General features: G+C 58.1%; 17 protein-coding genes and 1 pseudogene. 2 read left to right on the top strand and 16 right to left on the bottom strand.

Annotated features, from left to right (window positions below):
* Positions 1-318 precede the first annotated feature (318 nt).
* Together Q0718_RS13710 and Q0718_RS08885 are read left to right on the top strand one after the other, a co-directional pair.
* Complete coding sequence (locus tag Q0718_RS13710) at positions 319-924, top strand: AbiEi antitoxin N-terminal domain-containing protein (protein WP_366523844.1); 606 nt, start codon at positions 319-321, stop codon at positions 922-924.
* A complete protein-coding gene (locus Q0718_RS08885) occupies positions 917-1,756 on the top strand; it encodes a nucleotidyl transferase AbiEii/AbiGii toxin family protein (protein ID WP_298916544.1) in 840 nt (279 codons plus the stop codon). The genes Q0718_RS13710 and Q0718_RS08885 overlap by 8 nt, the downstream gene beginning before the upstream one ends.
* 187 nt (positions 1,757-1,943) lie before the next feature.
* Here Q0718_RS08885 and Q0718_RS08880 read toward each other — a convergent pair whose 3' ends face one another.
* The 16 genes and pseudogenes from Q0718_RS08880 to Q0718_RS08805 all read right to left on the bottom strand — a co-directional run bounded on the left by Q0718_RS08880 (position 1,944) and on the right by Q0718_RS08805 (position 22,048).
* Positions 1,944-2,261 carry a DUF736 domain-containing protein gene (locus tag Q0718_RS08880; protein WP_298916542.1) on the bottom strand — a complete coding sequence of 106 codons (318 nt, stop codon included), beginning with the start codon at positions 2,259-2,261 and terminating at the stop codon, positions 1,944-1,946.
* 41 nt (positions 2,262-2,302) lie between these two features.
* Positions 2,303-2,548 carry a DUF2274 domain-containing protein gene (locus Q0718_RS08875; protein ID WP_298916539.1) on the bottom strand — a complete coding sequence of 82 codons (246 nt, stop codon included), beginning with the start codon at positions 2,546-2,548 and terminating at the stop codon, positions 2,303-2,305.
* Positions 2,549-2,552: 4 nt separating this feature from the next.
* Positions 2,553-3,689 (bottom strand): TrbI/VirB10 family protein, encoded by a 1,137-nt coding sequence (locus Q0718_RS08870; protein ID WP_298916536.1) that lies wholly within the window; start codon positions 3,687-3,689, stop codon positions 2,553-2,555.
* Positions 3,690-3,799: 110 nt separating this feature from the next.
* Positions 3,800-4,834: a P-type conjugative transfer protein TrbG gene (gene trbG / locus Q0718_RS08865; RefSeq protein ID WP_298916533.1), complete on the bottom strand. Its 1,035-nt coding sequence runs from the start codon at positions 4,832-4,834 to the stop codon at positions 3,800-3,802.
* A complete protein-coding gene (gene trbF, locus Q0718_RS08860) occupies positions 4,831-5,532 on the bottom strand; it encodes a conjugal transfer protein TrbF (protein ID WP_298916530.1) in 702 nt (233 codons plus the stop codon). The genes trbG and trbF overlap by 4 nt, the downstream gene beginning before the upstream one ends.
* 15 nt (positions 5,533-5,547) lie before the next feature.
* Positions 5,548-6,870, bottom strand: a pseudogene (trbL, locus tag Q0718_RS08855) (P-type conjugative transfer protein TrbL).
* Between the two features lie 47 nt (positions 6,871-6,917).
* Complete coding sequence (trbJ, locus tag Q0718_RS08850) at positions 6,918-7,616, bottom strand: P-type conjugative transfer protein TrbJ (RefSeq protein WP_298916527.1); 699 nt, start codon at positions 7,614-7,616, stop codon at positions 6,918-6,920.
* Positions 7,613-10,090: a conjugal transfer protein TrbE gene (trbE, locus tag Q0718_RS08845; RefSeq protein WP_298916524.1), complete on the bottom strand. Its 2,478-nt coding sequence runs from the start codon at positions 10,088-10,090 to the stop codon at positions 7,613-7,615. Before trbE ends, trbJ begins: the two co-directional genes overlap by 4 nt.
* A complete protein-coding gene (locus tag Q0718_RS08840; RefSeq protein WP_298916521.1) occupies positions 10,087-10,353 on the bottom strand; it encodes a VirB3 family type IV secretion system protein in 267 nt (88 codons plus the stop codon). The genes trbE and Q0718_RS08840 overlap by 4 nt, the downstream gene beginning before the upstream one ends.
* Positions 10,353-10,652 carry a TrbC/VirB2 family protein gene (locus Q0718_RS08835; RefSeq protein WP_298916561.1) on the bottom strand — a complete coding sequence of 100 codons (300 nt, stop codon included), beginning with the start codon at positions 10,650-10,652 and terminating at the stop codon, positions 10,353-10,355. The genes Q0718_RS08840 and Q0718_RS08835 overlap by 1 nt, the downstream gene beginning before the upstream one ends.
* Positions 10,653-10,772: 120 nt before the next feature.
* The gene (trbB, locus tag Q0718_RS08830) at positions 10,773-11,738 is read right to left on the bottom strand and encodes a P-type conjugative transfer ATPase TrbB (RefSeq protein WP_298916518.1); all 966 of its coding nucleotides are present in this window, start codon (positions 11,736-11,738) and stop codon (positions 10,773-10,775) included.
* On the bottom strand, positions 11,731-12,246 hold the full coding sequence (locus Q0718_RS08825) for a hypothetical protein (protein WP_298916515.1): 516 nt from the start codon (positions 12,244-12,246) through the stop codon (positions 11,731-11,733). Before Q0718_RS08825 ends, trbB begins: the two co-directional genes overlap by 8 nt.
* Positions 12,247-12,471: 225 nt before the next feature.
* On the bottom strand, positions 12,472-14,520 hold the full coding sequence (locus Q0718_RS08820) for a conjugal transfer protein TraG (protein ID WP_298916513.1): 2,049 nt from the start codon (positions 14,518-14,520) through the stop codon (positions 12,472-12,474).
* A gap of 383 nt (positions 14,521-14,903) precedes the next feature.
* Positions 14,904-16,928 carry a prolyl oligopeptidase family serine peptidase gene (locus Q0718_RS08815; RefSeq protein WP_298916511.1) on the bottom strand — a complete coding sequence of 675 codons (2,025 nt, stop codon included), beginning with the start codon at positions 16,926-16,928 and terminating at the stop codon, positions 14,904-14,906.
* Positions 16,929-17,000: 72 nt separating this feature from the next.
* Complete coding sequence (locus tag Q0718_RS08810) at positions 17,001-20,768, bottom strand: TonB-dependent receptor (protein WP_298916509.1); 3,768 nt, start codon at positions 20,766-20,768, stop codon at positions 17,001-17,003.
* A 146-nt stretch (positions 20,769-20,914) separates the two neighbouring features.
* Positions 20,915-22,048, bottom strand: a complete 1,134-nt coding sequence (locus tag Q0718_RS08805; RefSeq protein ID WP_298916507.1) for a FecR domain-containing protein — start codon at positions 22,046-22,048, stop codon at positions 20,915-20,917.
* Position 22,049: the final 1 nt, after the last annotated feature.

The following is a 22,049-nucleotide window of genomic DNA, read 5'->3' as shown; positions in this document are numbered from 1 at the left end:
GTCGCACCGGGGATGTGTCGCACCGGGGATGTGTCGCACCGGGGATGTGTCGCACCGGGGATGTGTCGCACCGGGGATGTGTCGCACCGGGGAGGTCAAAAACTCCCGTCGAATACATAAGTAATATCAATTATTTAGGCTGTCTCGTCAAGCGAATTGTTCCCCATTTCGAGGCTCGTATTGTTCTCCACGCAGTAAGCTGGGATCGACTGCCCCTTTGTGTAGGCGACCCAATAATCACTTCGCCAAAGCATCTTCAATGTTACAAGAACTCATACAACGCTTGTAATATGAGAGCTTTTGTAACATCTATCTGTGATGACAGAGGTCGAGCACATTCTAGAGCTTTGCTCGCGAAGCACACTCGCACGAGCGTCAGAACTTCGTGAAGCTGGCATCTCTGCGACAGCTATCAGTCGAGCTGTCGAGAAAGGGCTTCTCCTTAGAGTGGGCCGAGGTCTCTACCAAAGGGCTGACGCAGAGATACCGGAAGGCATACAGCTCGCTGAAACATCCAAGCTCTATCCCAAGCTTCGAATAGGACTTGTCTCCGCTCTCGCCTTTCATGAAATCACTGACGAGCTTCCTCGACAGGTATGGGGCATCATCCCGCATGGAGGATGGAAGCCAAGAGCGGCCTACCCAAAGATCAGGGCTGTGCGAATGGGCGAGCCGCATTACTCATCTCATGTAGAACATCATGAGATCGCCGGCGTTAGCGTGCCAATATACTCGCTCCCTAAAACGCTCGCCGACTGCTTCCGCCTGCCGCGCCTTGTGACACGCTCGACCGCTATAGATGCACTTGGCTGGACGATACGTGAAGGTAAGTCCACGCCATCGGAAATCTCTGCCGTCGCCCAAGAGCATAATGCCTGGCCTGTAATGCAGCCCTATCTAGAGGCGCTCGCGATCAATGGCTGAAGGACCCAAGAACATCGCTGCGTCCGTTAGACAGCGTTTGCTGAACATTGCTCGATCATCCGGTCAGGACTTTCAAACCATACTCATTGCATATGCTTTGGAGAGGATTCTCTACCGGCTTTCCCAAACTCCACATCGTGAAGCCTACATCTTAAAAGGCGGAATGCTGGTAACGCTGTGGACCGTCGACCCCGGACGTTTCACCGTCGACATCGACTTCTCTAAACTAGGCACATCCGAAGAAGACAAAATCATCTCTGACTTCACCGAGATCCTCACGTTTGAGGCCGAGGATGGCCTCTCATTCGGAGAGGCGGAAATCCGAGCCGCGCAGATGACTGGCAACCAGATATATGGCGGTGTCCGTCTCAAGACAGTCGCATTTCTCGAACGTGTCAGGATCCCGATCACTATCGACCTTGGCTTTGGCGATGCCATCACATCTTCCAGCGAAGTCGACTACGGGTCCATGCTGGACATGCCATCGGCAAGCGTAAGGGCGTATTCGCCAGCCACCGTGATAGCGGAAAAATATCATGCCGTCGTCTCTCTTGGCCTCGCGAACACGCGCTTCAAAGACTGTTACGACCTCTATCAAATCCCCAGATCGACACCGGTCGATCACGCCCAAATTGCTCCTGCGGTGAAAGCGACCTTCGCTCGTCGTAAAACCGAGATTCCTAGGACGCAGCCGATTGGCTTGAGCGACGGGTTTGCCAACGACCCCGACAAGGTTCGCCAGTGGAAAGCCTACACCGCGGGATCACTTGCTGAAGGCATCGAATTGAGCGACGCGACTGCAGAAATTTGGGCGCGTCTATCTCGCATCTGAATAACCTTGGACGAATGACTCACATTCGCCCTCGGCTTTCGGTGTGCTGCAAGTCGATCTTCCCGGCCGCGCAAGTCTTCGAGAGCTTTTTCCACTCTGACGAAGAGGGGCCAAACCCGATCCCCGCAACGGTCATAGACCTCCGCGAGAACCGCCAAACAGTCTTCGAGTTCTTTCTGGGTGAGGCTCATGCAGCTCTCGACTTGGGACGTGACCAGACGAGGTCGGCGAGCCCATCAGCTTCGAACATGGCCGCCCAAATCGGAGCAGCGAAGCTCGGGTCGTCGAGAAAGACCTTGAGGTAGGGTTTGCTGTCCTCTCCTTGAGAGATGGCCTTCCGCGCGAAACCAAGATCGCACTTCCCGGTCTTCACAAAGAAGTCGGGGCTGTCGTCATTCTTCTTGTTCGCATTCGGTACGAGTTTGACCTTTCGCGCCATTGTCAGCGTCGAGATGGTGCCTTTATATCCGTCATCCTTGACGCGGAACTGTCCTATGGTTGCCATGATATATATCCTTTGGTTTTTGTTAGAAGTCTTGGAGCTGATCAGCTTTTTGCGGTGAGCGTCTTGCGCGCTTTTTTAAAACCGTTGTCGGACGCGAGGAAGCTCGCGAGCATTGACGGCACGAGCGCGGCTGGCGCGATCTTCTCGCCGTAGCTCTGGGCGTAGAGCTGCGCATAGTCTTCGAGCATCCGGTGGACGTCCGGCTCGACCTGAATGGTCATCTTGACCGGTGTGAGATCTGGCAGTTTGCCGATGCGAAGAGTTGGAGCGTTTGAAGTATCGGCCATGATGTCAGCCTCCTTTGTCGTAGGGTGAGAGCACAAGGTCGCGATTGACGATGACGCCAAGCCGCCAGCCGGGTCGTACCCGAAGCGTCGGCTTGCGGGAGAGCGCCTGGGAAACGGCCTTCTGACCCGCCTGATTGATGGTGGATTGCCCTCCATCGCGGAGAGCCTCGGTGATGCGGTCGTCCTCGTCTGAACCGAGTTCAGACGCGACCGAGAGGACCGACGACAAGATGGCGGCGCCAAAAAGGCTGCCACGATGCCGATCGACGCGATCGCGAAGGCCAGACTGGCCCATGCGGTCAACGCCGGGGAGGTTCTCGATCACCATTGAGGAGCCATCCGGGCGGATAAGCCTGCTCCAGACGACCAGCGCACGCGACTGACCTGCTTCGATGTCGCTTTCGTAGCGACCTAAGAGACGCGTACCCTGCGGTATCAAAAGGTGCTGCCCCGTAGGTGAGTCGTAGACGTTCTCCGTGACCTGGGCGATGACTTGGCCCGGCAAGTCCGAGTTCAGACCCGTGACAAGACTCGCCGGGATGATGGTTCCCGCCATGACCTGATAGGGCGAGACTGGACTGCGAAGACTATGCGGGTTGTAGATGTCAGAGTCGGACAAATCCGACCTCGCATCGCGCTCTCCGGCTGCGCTCGAAGTATCGATAGCTGTCGCAGGCAGCCCAAACCCACCACCGCTCTGCGCAAACAATTCAGCGAGGGCTGCCACACCCGGATCGGCAAAAGCCGCTGGAGACGCATCAGTGGCGACTGCGCTGTCGCCTCCGCCCGCTTTCGCGATGAAGAACAGATCCGATGTGCGCGCCGTAGGCAAGTTGGCCTGCGTCGTTTGAGGCAGTGTATAGCTTGGCGGGGGCGCATAGTCGTAGGACGAAGGCGGCTGATACCGGAACGGATTGTCATCAGGCACGACCTTCGGCTGACCGTGTAGCCCCGCACCAATGTCACCTGGCAAAGGCGGCCCCAGCCGCCGTGGCTCGGGGACAATCTCGCCGTACTCCTTCGGGAGTTCGCTGAGCGCTTCGGGCAGAGCTTTGTTCGACGTATTGTAGAGCTCCTGCGGTGCCACGGCTGCATTGTCTGGAGTGCGCATGGCGAAGCCCGCAGCCAACAAGAGTGCCAACGCCGATCCTCCCAAAAGGACGCCAAGGGTGCGCTTGTTGAACCGCTTCGCCGACGGCGGAGCGCCTCTGATCTGCAGAGACTTCGGCGCGGATGTCTTGCTTGCCCCGCTCACGACGCAACCCGCTCGATCCGCACTACCTGCTGGTCTTTCTCGCCGAGGCGCAGCTCCGCACGCGCGAACAGACGGTCCACGACATAGTAGCGCCCCTTCACGCGGTAGTTGACCAGCTGGCTGTCACCTTCGGTCCCGACCGCAAAGAGCGGCGGGGCTTCACCCTGATCGATGCGCGCCGGAAACTGGATGTAGACCTTCCGGCCGTCATCGAATGCGCGCAGCGGACGCCAATGAGGTTTGTCGCCTTCGACGCGGTAGCGGAAGTTCAATGCGTCGACCGAGAGACCCGATGGCTTGGGCAGTCGATCTTCGCCAGTCGAGAGGACTGACGAACTGACACTGGGTTTGCTTGCAGACTTCCGCGTCTTTGATAGGCTTATCAATTCCTCACGCGGGTAGCGCCAGGACACAGCTGCCATGTAGGTCTCACGATAGGATGTCAGTTCGGCACGGTATGTGCGGGCCGTCGTTGTGATGATGAGGTTGGTCGTCAGTCCACTCTCGATAGGCTTAATGAGGATATGGACGCGCTCTGTGTCCCCTTCACCCGAGACCGTGTCGCCGAGGATCCACCTCTCAGTGTCCCCCGCCGAGACTGAGATGAGCTTCTCGCCAGCTTGCAGGGCAATGTCGGTCACTTGCTCCGGCGCGGTATAGACCTGATAGAGCGCACCACGTGCGAACGGGTAGACCTGGATCGCATTGACATAGCCATCCGGATTAGGGCCGACCTTCGCTCCGGCATTGGCCGCGTCGATGATCTCGAAGGGTTTGCCTCTCGCAGACGCCGACGCGACCAATGCCTCGCGAGGCTTGAGCTGACCCGGCAGCGGAACAGGCGTGAAGCGCTCGACCGCGACCGTTCGAGTAACGGTCTCGATCTCGCCATCCGGCGTCTGTGTCGCATGCACCATTGAACCGGGATCGAGCGTGAAGTCATCGGGCGGTTCCACTTTGTTCAGACCTAGCGTTGAACACCCGCTGAGGCAGGTTGCGGACAGCATAAGTGTTAGGGCAACGGCTCTCATGGCGCGTCTCCTGTATTGAGGCGGTCTTGCGACCAATTAATGGAATGGACGTAGAGGCCGAGTGGGTTGCGCTGGAGCGTGGCCTCATCGCGCGGGGTCTCGGTCACGATGGTAAGCTGCGCGGTGTGCGCGGACGCTGCGATCTTCGCACCGGACCGGAACTCGGTCTCCTTCCAGCGCACTTCGAAGGTGGAGTCGGATGACCGAACCACACTCGTGACATCGACCGTCACGGAGCGAACGCCGACTTCGGCAAACGGGTCGTTGACCGTCGCGTAGTTAGACAGCGTCAGCGCCGCTCGGCTTGTCGTGAAGTCATAAGCGTCGAGCCAGTTCTGCCGGACGACGATCGGGTCGGTCGAGATACCCCGCACCTTGCGGATGAACTCTGCCAACTGAAACGCGATCTGCGCATCGGACGGCACGTAGTTCTTCACTGTCGGTGCAACGCCGCGGACCTCGCCCGTCGTGTCGACCTCGACGACATAGGGCGTGACTAGGCTTTGTGTCGCTTGGTAAAGCAGACCGCTGGCGAGCACGGCAGACAGTCCGATCGACATGAGTGTCGCGATGCGCCAGTTCTTCGCCTGCACACGCGCGCTGCCGATCCGCTCGTCCCAGACCTGCGCCGCCTTTTGATACGGTGTCGTAGGTTCGGGTGTGCGCCCATAGGCGGCTTGGGGTCTTTTCCAGATCATTGTCTGAAGTCCTTTCTAACTGTCGTCGTCTTTGAGTTTAGGGCCGGAGGATGCGCCGCCGCTGTCGCCGCCGCGCATGGAGTGGAGAGCGGCCGCTTCGGTGCGGCTGGAACCACGCTGTTTTGCTTGCTTCGCCCAGTCGGGCTCTTTGCCAGTCCCGCCAATCGGATCGGGCGTATTTGGCGCTCCACCCTTGATGGTGCCGCCTGTGCCAGTGACTGCGCCTCTGGCTCCGCCCTGCGCTTTGCTCTTGAGCGCACCGCCAACTGTGGCGACGCCGCCCTTGGCCACATTGGCAAAAGAGCCTGCGCCTGCGTGCGCAACGGCACTCATGCCTGCGGCGGCTCCCTTTATGCCGACTGCGCCGGATGCCGCCTTGCCCATCTGGAACGCCATGATGGCGCCGCCACCGAGCGCGGCTCCTGCTTTGGCCGCGCCGACCGTGGCCTTGCCTGCCGTTTTGGCTGCACCAGCCGCGCCAGCTCCGGCCACGGCACCTGCCGCCCCGAGGGCGGCGACCGATCCGACCGCTGCACCAGCGCCAAGTTGAGGCGCGCCAGTCACCAAGCCAGTCGCAATGCCCGGACCGAAAAGACCGAGGGCGAAGAGCGCCAGACTGGCTAGAATGACGCCGCCCGCGTCTTCAAGAGTAACCTCGCCTGCGAGACCCGCTGTGACCTCCGAGAAGAGCGTCGAGCCGATGCCAACGATGATGGCGAGCACCATGACCTTGATGCCGGACGAAACGACATTGCCGAGCACGCGCTATGCGAGGAACGACGTCTTGTTCCAGAGCGCGAAGGGCACGAGCACGAACCCGGCTAGCGTCGTCAGCTTGAACTCGATGATCGTGACGAAAAGCTGAATGGCGAGGAAGAAAAACGCGAACAGCGTGATCAGCCAAGCGAGGAACAGCACGACGATCAACACGATGTTGACGAAGAAGGCGACCGGCCCGGTCAGATCCTTGATCGTGTCAAGAATGGGCGCTGCCGCATCGAACCCTGTGCTCGCAATGTAGCCAGGGCGCATAAGGTCGGCGGCCGTCATGCTGGTGCCGGTCGCCTGCAGGCCAAGTCCGGCGAAGCTGTCGAAGATGATCGTCGCCAGAAATGCGAAGTTGCCGATGATGTAGGCGAAGACGCCGATGTAGAGCACCTTCTTGATGAACTTCGCCATGACGGTGCCATCGGAACTCATCGCCCAGAAGACGCCTGCGAGGACGAGGTCGATCACAATGAGTGTCGCGACCAGGAAGTCGACCTCCGAGCCCAGCAGTCCGAAGCCGGAGTCGATGTAGGACGAGAAGGTATCCATGAAGGTGTCGATGACCGACATGTCAGACGGCGGGGTCGGCGGTGTGACTTGCAATATCGGGAGCATGACTAGCCACCCCGCCCCATGAAAGACTCGTGGCGCGCCGTTCCCGCCTGCTCCATGTAGAGCTGACGCGAGCGCTCAATGGCCTCCGCACGATACTGCGCTGCCATGAGCGTCTGCATCTGCATGGACTGCTTGGCCGACAGGGCTGTGAGCTGGTTGCCTGCTTGTGCGACCGCAAGGTCACCCTGCGCACCACGAGAGGCGTTCATCAGCGTTTGCAGCTTACGGACATCTTCTTCCACAGCTTCGGCGATCTGCGCCTGCATGCGCACACTGTCCCGGAACGCCATGATCGACGCTTCCTGCTGTGCATCCGCAATTTGTGCCTGCTCGGTTGCCGACCAGACGGCATAGGCATCTGGAAACTGCTGCTCGAAGACGCGCTCGATCTCGTCGATCCGAAAACTTAAACCACGCGCCTGATGCTGGAGGCGGTTCAGCTCGCCAAGCATCCGATCGAGGTCGGACCCAACATAGATACCGAGCTTAGTCATCTGCGTGATCTGGTTGCGCAGCATGGTCGCCTGAGCCGTCACCTGCTGGAGCGTTCGTGTGGCCGTCAGTGCGTTCTGGATCAGGTTGGTTGGGTCCAGCACGATGCCGCTGCCGAGAAAGGCGTGAGCCGGTGCTGCGAAGAACATCGTGGCTGCAACGCTGGTGGCGAGAAACGAGCGAAGAGGTTTGAGAGAAAAGCGCATCATGCGGCTCCTTTTTGGTGTGTTGGTGTGGTCGGGGATGTGACGATCGGATCGGTCAGGATGTCCCCGACAGCGAGAAGGTCGGCGGCCCAATCGAGTCCGTGCCAGCGCAGCCAAGACGCCGCGAAGCCGGGACCATTGACCTCCGCATGAATGCGGTCGGCATCAATAAGGTTGGCGACAGACGACGATCCGCAGACAGCCAGCGCGACTGGTCCAAGGTTTAGGTCGAAGACGCGGTTTCCCGCGCGGCTCTGGAAGTAGTAATCCCGTTTGGGGATAGACTGCGCGATGAGCTGAATCTGCGTGTCATTCAGGCCAAAGCGCCGATAGGCTTCCAGTTGCTGCGGCTCGGTCGCGCGCGCATTGGGCAGAAAGATGCGCGACGGACAGCTCTCGATCAGCGCAGGCGCGATGGAACTGTCTGCGACATCCGAGAGGGACTGCGTGGCGAACACGACCGAGACGTTCTTCTTGCGCAGAACCTTGAGCCATTCGCGAATGCGCTCGGCGAAGAGTGGATCGTCAAGGAAGACCCATGCCTCGTCGAGCACAAGCAAGGTCGGTCGACGGTCGAAGCGCGCTTCCAGTTTGTGAAAGAGATAGGTCAGCACCGGCAAGGCTAGCGCGCGCGAGTGCATCAGCTCTTCCATCTCGAAGCACTGCCAGTCCACATCCGACAGACTGTCTGCCTCGCCGTCCAGCACTGCGCCGTGCGGACCTTCGAGCGTGTAGGGATGGATGGCTTGGCGGAGGGTCGCCGACTGCAGCAGGGCTTTCAGTCCGGTCAGCGTACGCTCTTCAACCGGAGCCGTCGCGAGCGAACTCAGCGCAGTCCATACGGCATCCTTGACCTCCGGCGTGATCTCGAACTGCTCGTGGCGCAACAGATCGAGGACCCAACTCTTAGCCCAAGCCAAATCGCGCTGTGTGTCGATGTTGCGGAGAGGTTGAAAGCAAAGCCCGCCTTCGCCGCCTAGCTCGTAGTGACGGCCGCCCATTCCGAGCGTTGCAACCTTTGCACTGCGTCCTTTGTCGAACAGAAAGACCTGCGCACCGGCATAGCGACGGAACTGCAGTGCCAGCAGTGTCAGCAGCACCGATTTACCGGCACCCGTTGGACCCACGATTAGCGTATGGCCCACATCGCCCTGGTGCGTGACCAGACGGAACGGCGTGTGGCCCTGCGTCGTCGCGTGGAGGAGCGGTGGACCATCCAGATGGTCGTTGCGCTCCGGTCCTGCCCAGATGGCCGAAAGTGGCATCATGTGCGCGAGATTAAGCGTGTGAACGATGGGTTGACGGACGTTGGCGTAGTTGTGTCCGGGCAGCGATCCGAGCCACGCTTCGACGGCGTTGACGCTCTCGCGGATGGTGACAAAGCCCTGTCCGTTGACGACCTGCTCGACCGTCTTGATCCGCTCATCCGCGACGGATGGATCCTCACCACTGACGATGATGGTCTGGGTGACGTAGCCGAACCCGACATAGTCCTGACCGAGAAGCTGGAGAGCGGCGTCGGCGTCCCCCGCCTGGTTATCGGCATCTGTATCGACCAACGCCGATGCTTCGTTCGTCATCACCTCCTTCATGATCGCCATGACGCTCTTGCGCTTGGCAAACCATTGGCGGCGGTAGCGACCGAGGACCTTGACGGCCTCGGGCTTGTCCATCGGGATGAAGCGTGTGGTCCAGCGATAGGGAAAGCCGAGCGCGTTCAGTCGGTCCAGCAGTCCCAGCTCGGTCGCCCCCGGGAAGCCCATGACTGTAATCGCGTGGATGTGGTCGTTACCCAGCTTCGGTTCCAACCCTCCAACAAGTGTTGTCCCGCCCAGCACCGCGTCGAGGTGCATCGGTATATCCGGCATGCGCACGGGCTGACGCTCATTCGATACAAGGCAGGATTGAAGGTAGGTCAGCGTCTCGGCGTCATCGAGAAACGCCACCACCGGAAAGACCGTCGCGAGCAGTCCGCGTGCAGCATCCGTGTCCCGGATGAAGGCCGCTAGATGGTCAGCGCCGGATGGCTCTGTCGCATTGCTAGCATTGTCCTGATCGATGAAGAGCCGTTCGAGCTTGCCGACCTTGTCTGCAGGCGGGAGGAAGGTGAATGTGAGATGGTAGTCACTCTCGAACAGTGCGCCGATCTCGGCATGCAGGCCGAGCCGTTCCTGTTCTACTAACCAGGCCAGCGGATCGCGGAACTCAGATGTCTCCGGCCTGTCGGCCTCGCGGCGCGTAGCCTCGAAGTGCAGCGCCCAACTGGACCCGAACCGACGCAGCGCGTTGTTCACGCGAGCGCAGGTCGCGACCAGCTCTTGCGGCGACGAACTATCGAGATCGGGACCCCGGAAGCGCAAGGTGCGCTGAAAGCTGCCGTCCTTGTTCAGGACCACACCGGGCGCGACGAGCGCAGCCCATGGGAGGTGATCGGCAAGCGCAGCAGGGCGTTCACGGTATTCGCGCAGGTTCATCATGCGAGGTAGCCTTTCTGGCGGAGGTGGCGGCGCAGCACGTCGAGGAAGAGCGGGTCTCGCTTGGCTGCGAAAACGCAGGCGGTTTGCGCGAGAACCCACACAGCGATCCCGACAGGCCAGAGCTGGAGACCCAGCCCCAGCGCGGCTGCGAGTGTGCCGTTAAGAATAGTGGCCGAGCGCGGTGCGCCCGCCATCATGATCGGCTGGGTCAGCGACCGGTGGACCGGTATGCTGAAGCCGTCGATGTGCTGCGCCGTGTCCATTAGAGAACGGCCCCGCCGCCGAAGCTGAAGAAGGACAGGAAGAAGCTGGTCGCGGTAAACGCGATGGACAGTCCGAACACGATCTGAATCAGCTTGCGAAAGCCGCCGCCCGTATCGCCGAAGGCAAGTCCGAGGCCGGCGAGGATGATCGCCATCGTGCCGACAATCTTGGCGATGGGTCCTTCCACTGACGCGAGGATGGACGTGAGCGGTCCTTCCCACGGCATGCCGGAACCAGCGGCATGAGCTGGACTGGCGAGTGTAAAAGCGGCGACGCCGACAAGGACGGCGAATAGCAGGTGGCGATTGACGTGTGACGTCAAGACATGACTGGAGAGCTGGGTCACGAGGGACTCCTTTTTGCAAAGCTGTGATGAGTGGGATTGAAGTGGCGGAGGCCGAAGTCTCAGCCGCTGGGGTTACGGCGGATCGTGGACCATCGACCGAAGCCGATAGGCGCCATTCGGTCCGTCGCCTCCAAGAACTTCGAGGATGTCCGTGACCCGTCGGACGCCCGCGTGGTTCTCGATCCCAACGACGATATCGACCGCCGCGGAGATGAGTTTGCGTGGCACGTTCGCCACAACTTCGCCCACAAGCTGCTCCAGACGGTCGAGGCCGTCGGCTGCGCTGTTGGCATGGACTGTCGCCACGCCGCCGGGGTGTCCGGTCGACCAGGCTTTCAAAAGGTCGAGCGCTTCGCCGCCGCGCACTTCGCCAACCACGATGCGGTCCGGGCGCAGGCGTAAGGTGGAGCGCAGGAGATCCGCCATGGAAACGGTAGGCTGTGTGCGAAGCGCAACACAGTCATCCGCGTCACATTGCAACTCGCGCGTATCTTCAAGGATGAGGACGCGGTGGCCGGTATCTGCTACTTCCGAGAGAAGCGCATTTGCCAGCGTCGTCTTGCCAGACCCCGTGCCGCCTACGATCAGGATATTGCGGCGAGCGATGACGGCAGCGCGCAGAAGGTTGGCGCTCTTGCTGTCCATGGTGCCGACATCCTCATAGTCCGTCAGTGTAAATACACGAGCGGCATGATTGCGTATCGCGAAGGACGGCGCTCGGACGACAGGTGGAAGAATCCCCTCGAAGCGCTGGCCGCCAATTGGAAGTTCGGCGCTCACAATTGGCTGTTCGCGGGTTACGTCATGGCCTGAAAGGCTTGCGACGAGACGCACAATGCGTTCGGCTTTCTCCGGCGTAATTTGCTGACCATTGCAGAACCGGCCCTTACCAGTTCTCTCCGTCCATAACGTACCGTCCGGGTTCTGCATTATCTCGACGACGGATGAGTCGGCCAAAGCTTCGCAAATGATCGGACCGAACGCGCTGCGCAGCATCGTATCGGTGCGGAGGCGACTTTGAGTGATTTGTTCAATCATCGGGACCTCCCTGTTTGACAGAAGAGGCACGATGGTTCTGGGGAAGAGGTCGGTTCAACCGCTCCAAGTCTTCTTCTGTGAAGAACGCACTGACGTCTGCCAGAATGTCTTCCGCCTTTGCCAAGACACCACGCCGACTGTCGCTGCGGACCGATGCAAGATCTTCCACGAACCGCTTGAACCGCGCAGCGCCGAGATCACTCGCCGTATCTCGGCGCTCTTCCGGAATCTCCGGAATCAGCGTGAGGAAATACTGAATGAACAAACCCAGCGCATCAGACATCACCGCCAGCTTGCGTGTGTGTACCTCATCAGCACGATTCATTCGGTCCATACGACGGAGAAGCGGATTGTTCTGCGCGTGTTCCCGGTCCTCGGAGTACCAGAGCGTCAGAGCTTGCTCGACAAGGTGGGAATAGGTGTTGCCAGGACGGCAAGCGTCCAACTTGAGACGTAAAAAGATGTCCGGTTCCAGGTATACTGTAAGTTTGGGTTTTGACGTCGCCATCCTAGCCTCCGACTTTCAAGTCCGAGAACGTAACTTGGCACAGGCATGATCGAGCGAGCCTTCGCTCCGCATGGCGAGCCATAGATTCTTCGCTTTGGTCGACGTCTGGAATGTGCACTGCGAGCAGCGCCAGCAGTTTGGAGATTGTATCCTGTTTCCTCGCCATGACTTCGAGGTCACGCGAGATTGTTTCCAGGCGTCGTGATATGTCTTGAAGGTCGCGCATTATGTCATGCCTTTCAGGTCAATTCCGGGCGTGTCCTGGTTGATGCCGAGAACCATCCCGGTAATACTTGGCTGGTTCGTGGCGTTGGATTGTGCGTCGTCATCCTGCTCGATGTCAGCATCGATGGCGTGCTCGTTGGTAGTATCTTTACCGGCCTCTTCTTGCTTCGGAGCCCGCTCTTTCCCGCCTCCGGACAGTGTTTTGTTGAAGCTCTCTTCAAGTGCCTTGAGCATCTTGAAGTCGACCCGTGCAGTCATTTGGCCCCAGTCATCCTGACGTGGGAGGGGAGCATCGTCATAGGGATGACCGGGGCCGTTCGAGGCCGGTGGGGAGGACACCCGGCTCTTGAAGTTCTTGTCCTGATAGAATCGGATCTTGTTGGCGCGGATGGGTGGCGTGCCTGAGATCAGCACGACTTCCTCGTCTGCGGGAAGCTGCATGACCTCGCCGGGAGTCAGCAGTTGACGTGCCGTCTCCTGGCGGGAGACCATGACATGCGACAGCCACGGTGCGAGGCGGTGACCGGCATAATTCCGCATCGCCCGCATTTCGGTTGTCGTGCCGAGTGCATCGCTGATCCGCTTGGCGGTCCGCTCGTCATTTGTGGCGAACGCAACACGCACATGACAATTGTCGAGAATGGAGTTGTTGGGTCCGTAGGCCTTTTCAATCTGGTTGAGTGATTGGGCGATGAGGAATGCCCGCAGACCATAGCCAGCCATGAAGGCCAACGCGCTCTCGAAGAAGTCCAATCGCCCTAAAGCTGGAAATTCGTCTAGCATGAGCAGGACCTGCCGACGCGCATTGCCGTCGACATCGCCTTCCAGCTTCTCTGTCAGGCGTCGTCCGATCTGGTTCAGGATAAGACGAACGAGTGGTTTGGTCCGGGAGATGTCGGACGGGGGCACGACGAGGTAGAGCGAGACAGGCTTTTCGGCATCGACCAGATCTTCGATCCTCCAATCGCATTTTGAGGTCACCTCGGCCACGGTCGGGTCGCGATACAGGCCCAGAAAACTCATCGCCGTCGACAGGACGCCTGAGCGTTCATTGACAGACTTGTTCAGAAGTTCGCGCGCTGCTTGCGCCACGACGGGATGAACTTTCGTAGCTCGGGCATCTGAGCCAGAACCACTCTGGGTGGCTGCATCCCCGCAGCCGAGGTGATCGGTGGACATCATCACCTGCAGCGTCTTCGTAAACGAGCGCGCGGGGTCAGACAGAAAGGATGCGACGCGGGAGAGTGTCTTCTCTTCCTCCGCGTAGAGGACATGAAGGATCGCGCCGACCAGCAAGGCATGGCCGGTCTTCTCCCAATGAGAGCGGCGTTCCAAAGCACCTTCGGGGTCGACGAGAATATCGGCAATGTTCTGGACATCACGAACTTCGTCACGCCCTTTGCGAACTTCGAGAAGTGGGTTGTATTTGGCGGACGCTGGGTTGGTCGGATCGAACAGTAGGCAGTGAGAAAATGTCGAGCGCCAACCGGATGTGATTTGCCAATTCTCGCCTTTGATATCGTGGATTACGGTCGAGTGCGGCCAGGACAGCAGTGTCGGGATGACGAGACCGACACCCTTACCCGACCGGGTTGGCGCAAACGTCATCACATGCTCGGGCCCATCATGGCGGAGATAGTCATCCTTAGTTCGACCGATGAAGACGCCGTTTCGGCCGAACAGGCCTGCGAGCTTCATATCCTTATCACCCGACCAACGGGACGAACCGAACGTCGTGAGCTTTTTTGCCTGACGACCGCGCCACACTGACCCGATTACGGAGAAGACTACGCCAAGTGCTGATGCGCCGATGGCGATGTATGAGCCTGTCGCAAAGACGTCTGGCGCGTAGGGCTCAAAGGCATACCACCATTCGAACAATCGCCATGGGTAGTAGACGGGGGTCTCGCCCACTTCGAACCAAGGCGTGCCTAGATAGGGATCGTAACGCAGCTCCTGCGCGACCCATTGAGTTGCGCCCCACACGCCAGCGCCGATCGTCGTGAAGACGACGCCGACTTGGCCGATGAGAATGGAATTGGGTGACACGTAGAAAGCCTCGTTTTGTTACGAGACTTAAGGTCAGGGTAAAAGCGGTTTTTCGCTAGATGAGTGAGTCGAGGGGATTCGAGGTTAGCTTAGGCTAGACAAGGAAATAAGTGCTTGATGGCTTTCGTGTACAATAAGGGAAAGCTTCGTGCAGCTCGGCCAGGCGCCGCAGCTCGAGCAAGGCATAGTCAGGCGGCGTGCCATCAGAGGCAGCTGGAAGGTTCCTTGTGTCTTCACACAACACAATTTGCACTAAGTTGTGTGAAAACGGGTTAAGCTAGGCGTCTGGTAAATGGTTGTGTGGATGACAGCTATACGCTCCTTTAGACACGCTACTGTACAATAGTCGAAGACCACTGGGCTAGCAGCTAATTCGAACCTGACTACAATCCGCCCGGTCCACAATCGCGCTGCAAGAATGACAGTAGTCGTGTGTAGAAGTCTTCCTGGTGCTCATAGCGAAGCGTGCTGAAAAAATGGTCTGCACCCTCCAGCCAAAGCGTATCCAGCATGTCGGACTTTCCGGCCTTGCGCATGGCCTTTTCGAAATCCTTCATATGGTAGGGCAGGACGCGGCGGTCCACCGAACCATGCACCATGAGAATGGGTACATTGACCTTGTCTACATCCTTAATTGGATTGATGCCGCTAAAGGCTCCCCGTTGGCGAGAGAGCTGATCGGCATAGGGAAAAAAGTCGTTCTTGCGCGCGATATAGGTTTTCTTGGGGTCTGCTACGGCTGCACCGGCTACGACGCACTGGTAGATGTTGGGGTCGCGCTGTGAGGCGACCAGTGCGGCGTAGCCGCCGTAGGACCAACCAAACATGGCTACACGGTCAGGGTCTACTAGCCCCTCCTCAATGAGGTGGAGCGCACCGTCATCCTTATCGTCCTGCATTTTACCGCCATGCTCGTTCCACATCGAATTGTAATGATCGAAGCCGTGGCCACGCGATCCGCGATATTGAGGCTGCAGCACGGCATAGCCATGGTAGGCAAGAAGCTGGCCCCAGCGGTCATAACCGACCACTTCCGTTACATAGGGTCCGCCATGCGGCAAGACGATCAACGGCCAAGGCCCAGGCTGTTTGGGTTTGGTGAGATAGGCAGGGATCTCACGACCATCGCGGGCCGTATACTTTATGTAATCGACATCCGACAGAACGTCTCCGGTCAGATAGGGGTTCTCGGAGGCGATTTTTTGCAAGTCACCGTCGACGACCAAATAGTATGATCCAGGGTCACGTGGACCCGAATTCCTGACGGTCATGACCGACCCGTCGCGCGATGTGCTGGTGACCCGAACCTGATGGGCATCGGCGATCTGCGCTTCGATTCCTTCGACCAGGGCCTGCTCGGTCTTGTCGAACCAGTGAGTCTCGAATTTCTCGCCTGGGAAAACCACGGCAACGGGTTCGCGGTCCTCCTGCCAAGGGTTAGCGGGTCCGCGCACGGCAACAACATCGGCCTCCGGGTTCCGGTATATCAGTTCTCCGAAGGTTCCGTTAGCGAAGTCGAAATTCCAAAGCCCGACCGTGTCGGCGCCGTTGCGGGCCAGAACGTAGCCTGCATCGGCAACGCCGGGTTTGGCTCCGACATAGGTGATCTCGTTTTCGAAAAAGTCCTTGCCGTTTTGGCGGCTCATTTCGCGCCATTCGCCATCGCCAGCATTGCGGTAATAGTTGACGACTTCCTTTGTCCGGATGTCAATACCGGCCGCAAATCTCGGATTGCCTTGGTCATCGAAGGTCGCTGTGGGGATGCTGGCTGTGCCTCGCATAACCAAGGACCGCCGCCCGGTCTTGAGGTTGAGCTTGTAATAGGAGCGGGGCCGGAAGGCGAAGAATGGGTCGTCCTGCCCAAGGGAACTATTGGCGGTGCCGGATTCTATGAGCACGTGGTCCGGATCGGTCGGCAGAAGATTGACTATACCGAAATTGCCGCCCGCGAGTTTGAAGTCGTTGGTTTCCAGATTGTAGGTAAAGATGCTGTAGGCGTAGCTGTCGTCCTCCGGACCGCGGACGCGTTTGCGGACCTGCTGGCGGGCGACGCCCGTGACAAGCGTATCGGTGATCCATCTCGCATTGACCATTTCCACCGTTTCGGAATTCAAACGAACTGGATCGCCCTGAAGATCATCGATGCGGCGGATCTCGATAATAGGATCACAGGTTTTGCAGCCTGTGACCATCATGAGAAGGTTCTTACCGTCGGGCGAAACGACCACATTCTTTACGGCTTCGCGAAGAGCCCAGGCTTCGATGGGTATGATCGTTTGGGCCTGAACGGTCGTGGCGTTAACGGCCACTTGAGCTTCGGCGCTTGGAGCTGGGACCGCTGCACAGGCAGTCACCAGCACAAGGCCTGCTTGGGCCACTATCCGGTGAGGTCTTGCGAGCATCGTCATGGTGATATCCTGGAATTAAGGTGTGCGGGCCGCACGAAGGCGGCCCGCCTTCTAATCGAAGGGTTGAGAGACCTAGAAGGATCTCTGAAGGCTTACGAAGAGATTTCGGCCAAGTAGGTCGTAACCAACCCCGACAGGCACGTTGGATCGTACAATAGCCCCGCCACCTTGTGCCGTCACATCGACTTCCGGTGGTGCCTGATCGAAGACATTGCCGATACCGATCGCGGCGCTCCACGTAGGTGCGGAATATCTTATGGAGACGGTCGACTCGAAATAGTCTTCAGCGTTCCGCTTGTCTCGGCACGTCACATCCCCGACAGCAGGACCGCCACACGTGTCCGAAAAGGTCGGAAGCACGAAATCAGTGCTGCCATCTGAGAGAGTTGTTGTCGTGGTGCCGAGCGCGTCACCAAAGTCTGAGTCAGCCTCTTCATCGACATTTTGTCCGCCAATGTAACGCGTTCGCCAGTTCAAGCCCCACTTCTTGTCAAGCGTTGCAATGAAAGAAAATTCACCTGTAAATTCAGGGAGGAAGTAGCCCCCGACAAGTTCATCGGCAATAATTTCGCCCGCATTGTCACGCACTTCCGTAGTCCGCTCCAATAGCTGGCCGACATTTACATTGGCAAACAGGTCCAGAGGTTTGTCGCCAATCGATGTATCGCCGAAGAGAGAAAGATTATAGTCAATCCCTCGGACCGACTCCCCGTCTCGATTAATGAAGCGGGAATCGATGGACGAAATCAAGCCTGTGGCATTGTCTCGAGTGATGTTGTCACAGAATGCGCTGATCTGTTCTCGACCCGTAAGAAGACAATCTGCAACGATGAACTGCGGCGATGGCTCGGCCGTCGCGTTCGAGATTTCGAAATCGTAGTAACTGACATCAATGTTGAAACCGAACAGGTCGCCGACATTGTCAGTGTAAGAAGCACCTGTCGTAAACGATCGGGACGTTTCGGGCTCGAGAGCAAGAGTCCCGCCTGACAATGTTTCTGCGGACACGAAGAATGCGCTGGTCGGACTTGCGATCCCAGCCGTTGTCGGATCGGCACCGGATGCCCGGCAAGCGTCCAAGATCACAGGATCTCGAGATTCATTAGATCCGTCGTAGACAAAGCCACCCGCCACAGGATCGAAAGCCCTCGCCCCCAGCGGCACCGCACAGGGATCCTGAATGGTCGTATCCTGAATTTGACCCTCAAGGAAGTTTTCACGAAGATTGGGTGCACGGAATGCCGTACCGTATGTTCCCTTGATCAAAAGTTCCGAGATTGGACGCCACCCGACCTTTACTGAATAAGTCCCATTCGTTCCGTAAAATTGATCGTCTGTCAGGCGACCGGATAAATTGACATCCAAACTATAAGCCAGGGGCTGCGCCTTGAAAACCGGAACCTCGATCTCGGCAAAGAGCTCGCGGGTCCATTTGTTACCCGACGCCCCCCGGTCACGGGCCGTATTAGACAGCAAGCCTTGAGACGCTACATCATTGGGCACAGAAGCGATATCGTCGCTACGCCATTCAAAACCGAGCACCGCATTTACATTGCCTGCAGGCACGTCGAGCAGTTTGCCCGTTAGAAAGCCATTGAGGAGAATTTGTTGATAGTCTGTTTTGAAGCTGCGTTCATCGAATAGATAGTCGCGTTCTGCTTGAGTCGCGAACCCGCCATCCGTCACGCCTTCATACAAGCTGGACGCGAACAGGTTTACCGGAACGCACCCCTGCAGGACGTCAGGACGAATATCACCAACAACGCCTGTCGGATCGCATGCTCCGCCAGAAAGTCGTTCCGACCCAAAAAAAGCGTCGGCCGTAAAGTTCAAAGGATTGTTACCAATGGCAAACGCCAACCTATCGCCCCGCACACCTGTCCGGACGGATGTCGCGCTCGACAGGGAGTAAGTCAAAGACGTATCGAAGGTCCAGCCACTTAGCGGACCAAATGTTAAACCCGGCAAGTCACCCTTGATACCGGTGGTGACCCGATAGTTATCGAAATTAGCATCGAAATTGTCGCGATCGCCATCAACCGACACGAAACTGACAGTCGGCTGTGAACCAGTTGGGAGATCGTTAAGGCCGAAAATTGGATTGTCGGGCGTGCAATCTTCGAACGCAATATTGTTAGCGACGCAAGGCCTTTGAAAGGGCCCTACTTCGGGGATTCCGTCCCTATTAGTATCAGGATCGCTATTGTACAACTGGAACCGGTTGATAAAACCAGGATCGCTGAGAACACCCCGGAGAGCGTCGTTACAGTCAACGCCATTGACCCCACAGGGATTAAATGGATTGTTTTCCCCAACATCAGCCCCCAGAGCCGGCGCAGTCGTGTTGGATTTCACGCGTGTATTGCTATATTGCGCTTCGAAATATGGGGTAAGATTGTTTTTTCCGTCTAGAGTATATTCACCATACGCCATCAGGCTGACTCGATTCTCTTCGGGCGTAAGACTACTTGTGATATCGTTGCCATCAGGGGTAAACTGAACGAAGTCAATGTCCTGTCGGCCGTCACTATCGCCATCGATTGGGATACTAAGGAGGCTCTCATCGAAATAGCCAGGAATGCCGATGTTGGTGTCATTTCCGGGGACACCGTGAATTGTTGCAAACCTGGTATTGGTGTTAGCGCGAGACGTGGATTGATTCACGCCAGCACACTCCGTTGGTGGCACCGCGCTAAAGCCCGGATAGAAAGTCTCGTACTGAGTCTGCCTCCTAATTCCCAAGCGACGAATTTCGCCCGTTTCCGTGACCTCAACATGGGTCGTGCAGCCGCGAAGAAACTTCCGATCTGTAAGCCGCACCTCATCAACATGAAAGTACTCTGCCCCGACACCGATAAAACCGCGGTCGAAGTTCTTTCCCCAGGTTGCCGTGCCCGAATAGTCAAGCGTGTCAAATCCTGTCGGAGCCTGCGCCGAGAGATTCAGCTCGAGGCCATCGAAATCCCGTTTGGTGATGACATTGACGACCCCGCCGACGGCATCGGAGCCGTAAACAGCAGACGCGCCGTCGAGAAGAACTTCGAAACGCTCGATAAGTCCCGTGGGCAACTGATTGAGCGACGGCGAAGACGGTGCTCCCTCGACGCCGGACGGCGCAAGCCTGCGGCCATTCATCAAAAGGAGCGTTCTGTTGGCGCCAAGACCCCGGAGGTTCAAGGTCGAAGAGCCCGGGCCGTTATCTAGCAAAGCGCCCTGCAGAGTTTGATCGATCTGTGCGCCGCTGGCTGCCTGAGACTGCTGCAAGATGCGAGTGGAATCGAACAGTCCGAAATCCCGTTCGACCTCGGTCGTGATGATGCGCAAGGGCGCAACCGAGGAGGCAGTGTCTCGCTTGATGCGGCTACCCGTCACGACAACTTCGTCTTCCTCCTCTTCATCCACCACGATACCCGTGGCTCCGGTCGGGACGTCCTCAACCTGACCGGCAGGCTCCGGAAGTGGTTCCGACTTTGGCTTCACGACCTGAGCGGTCTTGATCGTGTCCGTCGGCGATCCGAGAAGGATGATTTCCGACTCGCCAAGCTGGAAATCCAATCCGCTTTCGGATAGCAGAATCTCAATAGCCTCCGGCGCTGAATGCGCCCCCGACACTTCCTTGGATCGAAGATCGGCGACTAGATCGGGCGCGAAGAGAATCTGCTGATTGCTTTGCAAAGCGAACGTTGTCAGGGCTGATCCCAGATCCTGCTCGGGGATACTGAACTCGAGCAGCTGCGTATCGGCCTGCGCCTGCGCTGCGCTGGCCATCAAGGCCAGAACCGCGCCTCCTGTCATGAACACGGTTTTGAGAGAGCGCTTAGCGCCAGTTCGAATGGACATTGTAATCCCTGATCCCCTTACGATATATGCGCGCATGCGTCGCTATGTTAGGTAAGACGCAGGGGGAGCGAAAATGCGAACCTGTTTGTCGTTTTTTCTTCAATAAAATTTCACTATGGGCGCGTCAGAGGCAAGCTCTGCTGCCATTATTGGGCCGAAAGGACTATATTTCCTTCATCGAGGATTTTGAGATCCAGCTGGAAATATGTGGCGAGCGCCGTACCGGCCTTCAGGGACTGGCCCGCTTCGAAAGCACCCGAAATCCTCAACTCGGCTACGTCTTCGCCCGACAGGACGATCTTCTTCCTCGAATAGCGATTGAGTTCGCCCACAACAGCCCCGACCGTGTCGTCGTCGAAGATCAATAGACCGCGACTCCAACTCGTCAATCTTTGAGCATCCACGCTTCGTTTGACCCCCGGACCGGTTTCGTCGGCCTGCGCAAATTGCTCGCCTGGATCAAGTTCTGCGATTGTGAGATCGTTCAAGGCCTTTACAGGGACTTCAACGGTAGCGATGGGCGGGTCGCGGTCCGCTTCGACCTTCACTTTTCCCTCGACCAGCGTGACCTTGAGATCCGTACCGTCTAATTTGACATCGAAGGTCGTGCCGAGAGCTGTAATGCGGCGGCCGGCGGCAAAGACCCTGAATGGGCGGTCCGCATCGTGGGCTACGTCGAACAATGCTCGGCCCTTGCGAAGATTGACCCGCCTCGAATCTTCGTGGAAGTCGACGGACACCTCACTCGACGTATCCAGAGTCAGTTCGGACCCGTCTGTCAGGACGACGGTCAATCTCTCGCCAATGCTGGTGCTGTAGACGAGCGGAACTGGGGCAAGGTCCAGACCGATGGACGCGACAGCTAAGTCGGTACCGGCTTCAGCCTGGACCGCTGGTTTTTCGACCTGTGCAAGATTTACAGGTGAAGTTCCGTAGAATTGCATTACGCCAAAGACGGAGGCGCAGACAAAGGCCAAGCCGCAAGCAGCCACGGACAAGCCTGTCCTTCGTGTCTGCGCGCGACGGGCCTTGCCGTCAGCCAACCGCAGCAATGTCTCATTACGCATATTGAGGATCTCGGGCGCTTCGCTTATGCTGCCAACAACGCCGATCAATCTCTGCGCTCGCGTAACAGCGTCCAGACGCTCGCGATCCCCATCGGCCCACTCATGCATCGCGGCTCTTGCCTTCGAATCCCCGCGCGAAAGCCGTTCCGCCCAATCCAGGGCAATCGCATCGACATCGGGCGTGCCGCTCGGTCTTTCAAGCCAGGGCGTCATC

Source organism: uncultured Algimonas sp., from assembly GCF_947498175.1.
GTDB lineage: Bacteria > Pseudomonadota > Alphaproteobacteria > Caulobacterales > Maricaulaceae > Litorimonas.
The sequence above is the reverse complement of the archived record's forward strand: the minus strand, read 5'-3'. Positions and strand labels throughout refer to the sequence as shown.

What these genes read in the sequence shown, in the direction of transcription:
- Q0718_RS13710 (WP_366523844.1), top strand. Translation starts at nt 319, where the DNA reads ATGACAGAGGTCGAGCACATTCTAGAGCTTTGCTCGCGAAGCACACTC.
- Q0718_RS08885 (WP_298916544.1), top strand. Translation starts at nt 917, where the DNA reads ATGGCTGAAGGACCCAAGAACATCGCTGCGTCCGTTAGACAGCGTTTG.
- Q0718_RS08880 (WP_298916542.1), bottom strand. Translation starts at nt 2,261, where the DNA reads ATGGCAACCATAGGACAGTTCCGCGTCAAGGATGACGGATATAAAGGC.
- Q0718_RS08875 (WP_298916539.1), bottom strand. Translation starts at nt 2,548, where the DNA reads ATGGCCGATACTTCAAACGCTCCAACTCTTCGCATCGGCAAACTGCCA.
- trbG (WP_298916533.1), bottom strand. Translation starts at nt 4,834, where the DNA reads ATGAGAGCCGTTGCCCTAACACTTATGCTGTCCGCAACCTGCCTCAGC.
- trbF (WP_298916530.1), bottom strand. Translation starts at nt 5,532, where the DNA reads ATGATCTGGAAAAGACCCCAAGCCGCCTATGGGCGCACACCCGAACCT.
- trbJ (WP_298916527.1), bottom strand. Translation starts at nt 7,616, where the DNA reads ATGATGCGCTTTTCTCTCAAACCTCTTCGCTCGTTTCTCGCCACCAGC.
- trbE (WP_298916524.1), bottom strand. Translation starts at nt 10,090, where the DNA reads ATGATGAACCTGCGCGAATACCGTGAACGCCCTGCTGCGCTTGCCGAT.
- Q0718_RS08840 (WP_298916521.1), bottom strand. Translation starts at nt 10,353, where the DNA reads ATGGACACGGCGCAGCACATCGACGGCTTCAGCATACCGGTCCACCGG.
- trbB (WP_298916518.1), bottom strand. Translation starts at nt 11,738, where the DNA reads ATGATTGAACAAATCACTCAAAGTCGCCTCCGCACCGATACGATGCTG.
- Q0718_RS08825 (WP_298916515.1), bottom strand. Translation starts at nt 12,246, where the DNA reads ATGGCGACGTCAAAACCCAAACTTACAGTATACCTGGAACCGGACATC.
- Q0718_RS08815 (WP_298916511.1), bottom strand. Translation starts at nt 16,928, where the DNA reads ATGACGATGCTCGCAAGACCTCACCGGATAGTGGCCCAAGCAGGCCTT.
- Q0718_RS08810 (WP_298916509.1), bottom strand. Translation starts at nt 20,768, where the DNA reads ATGTCCATTCGAACTGGCGCTAAGCGCTCTCTCAAAACCGTGTTCATG.
- Q0718_RS08805 (WP_298916507.1), bottom strand. Translation starts at nt 22,048, where the DNA reads ATGACGCCCTGGCTTGAAAGACCGAGCGGCACGCCCGATGTCGATGCG.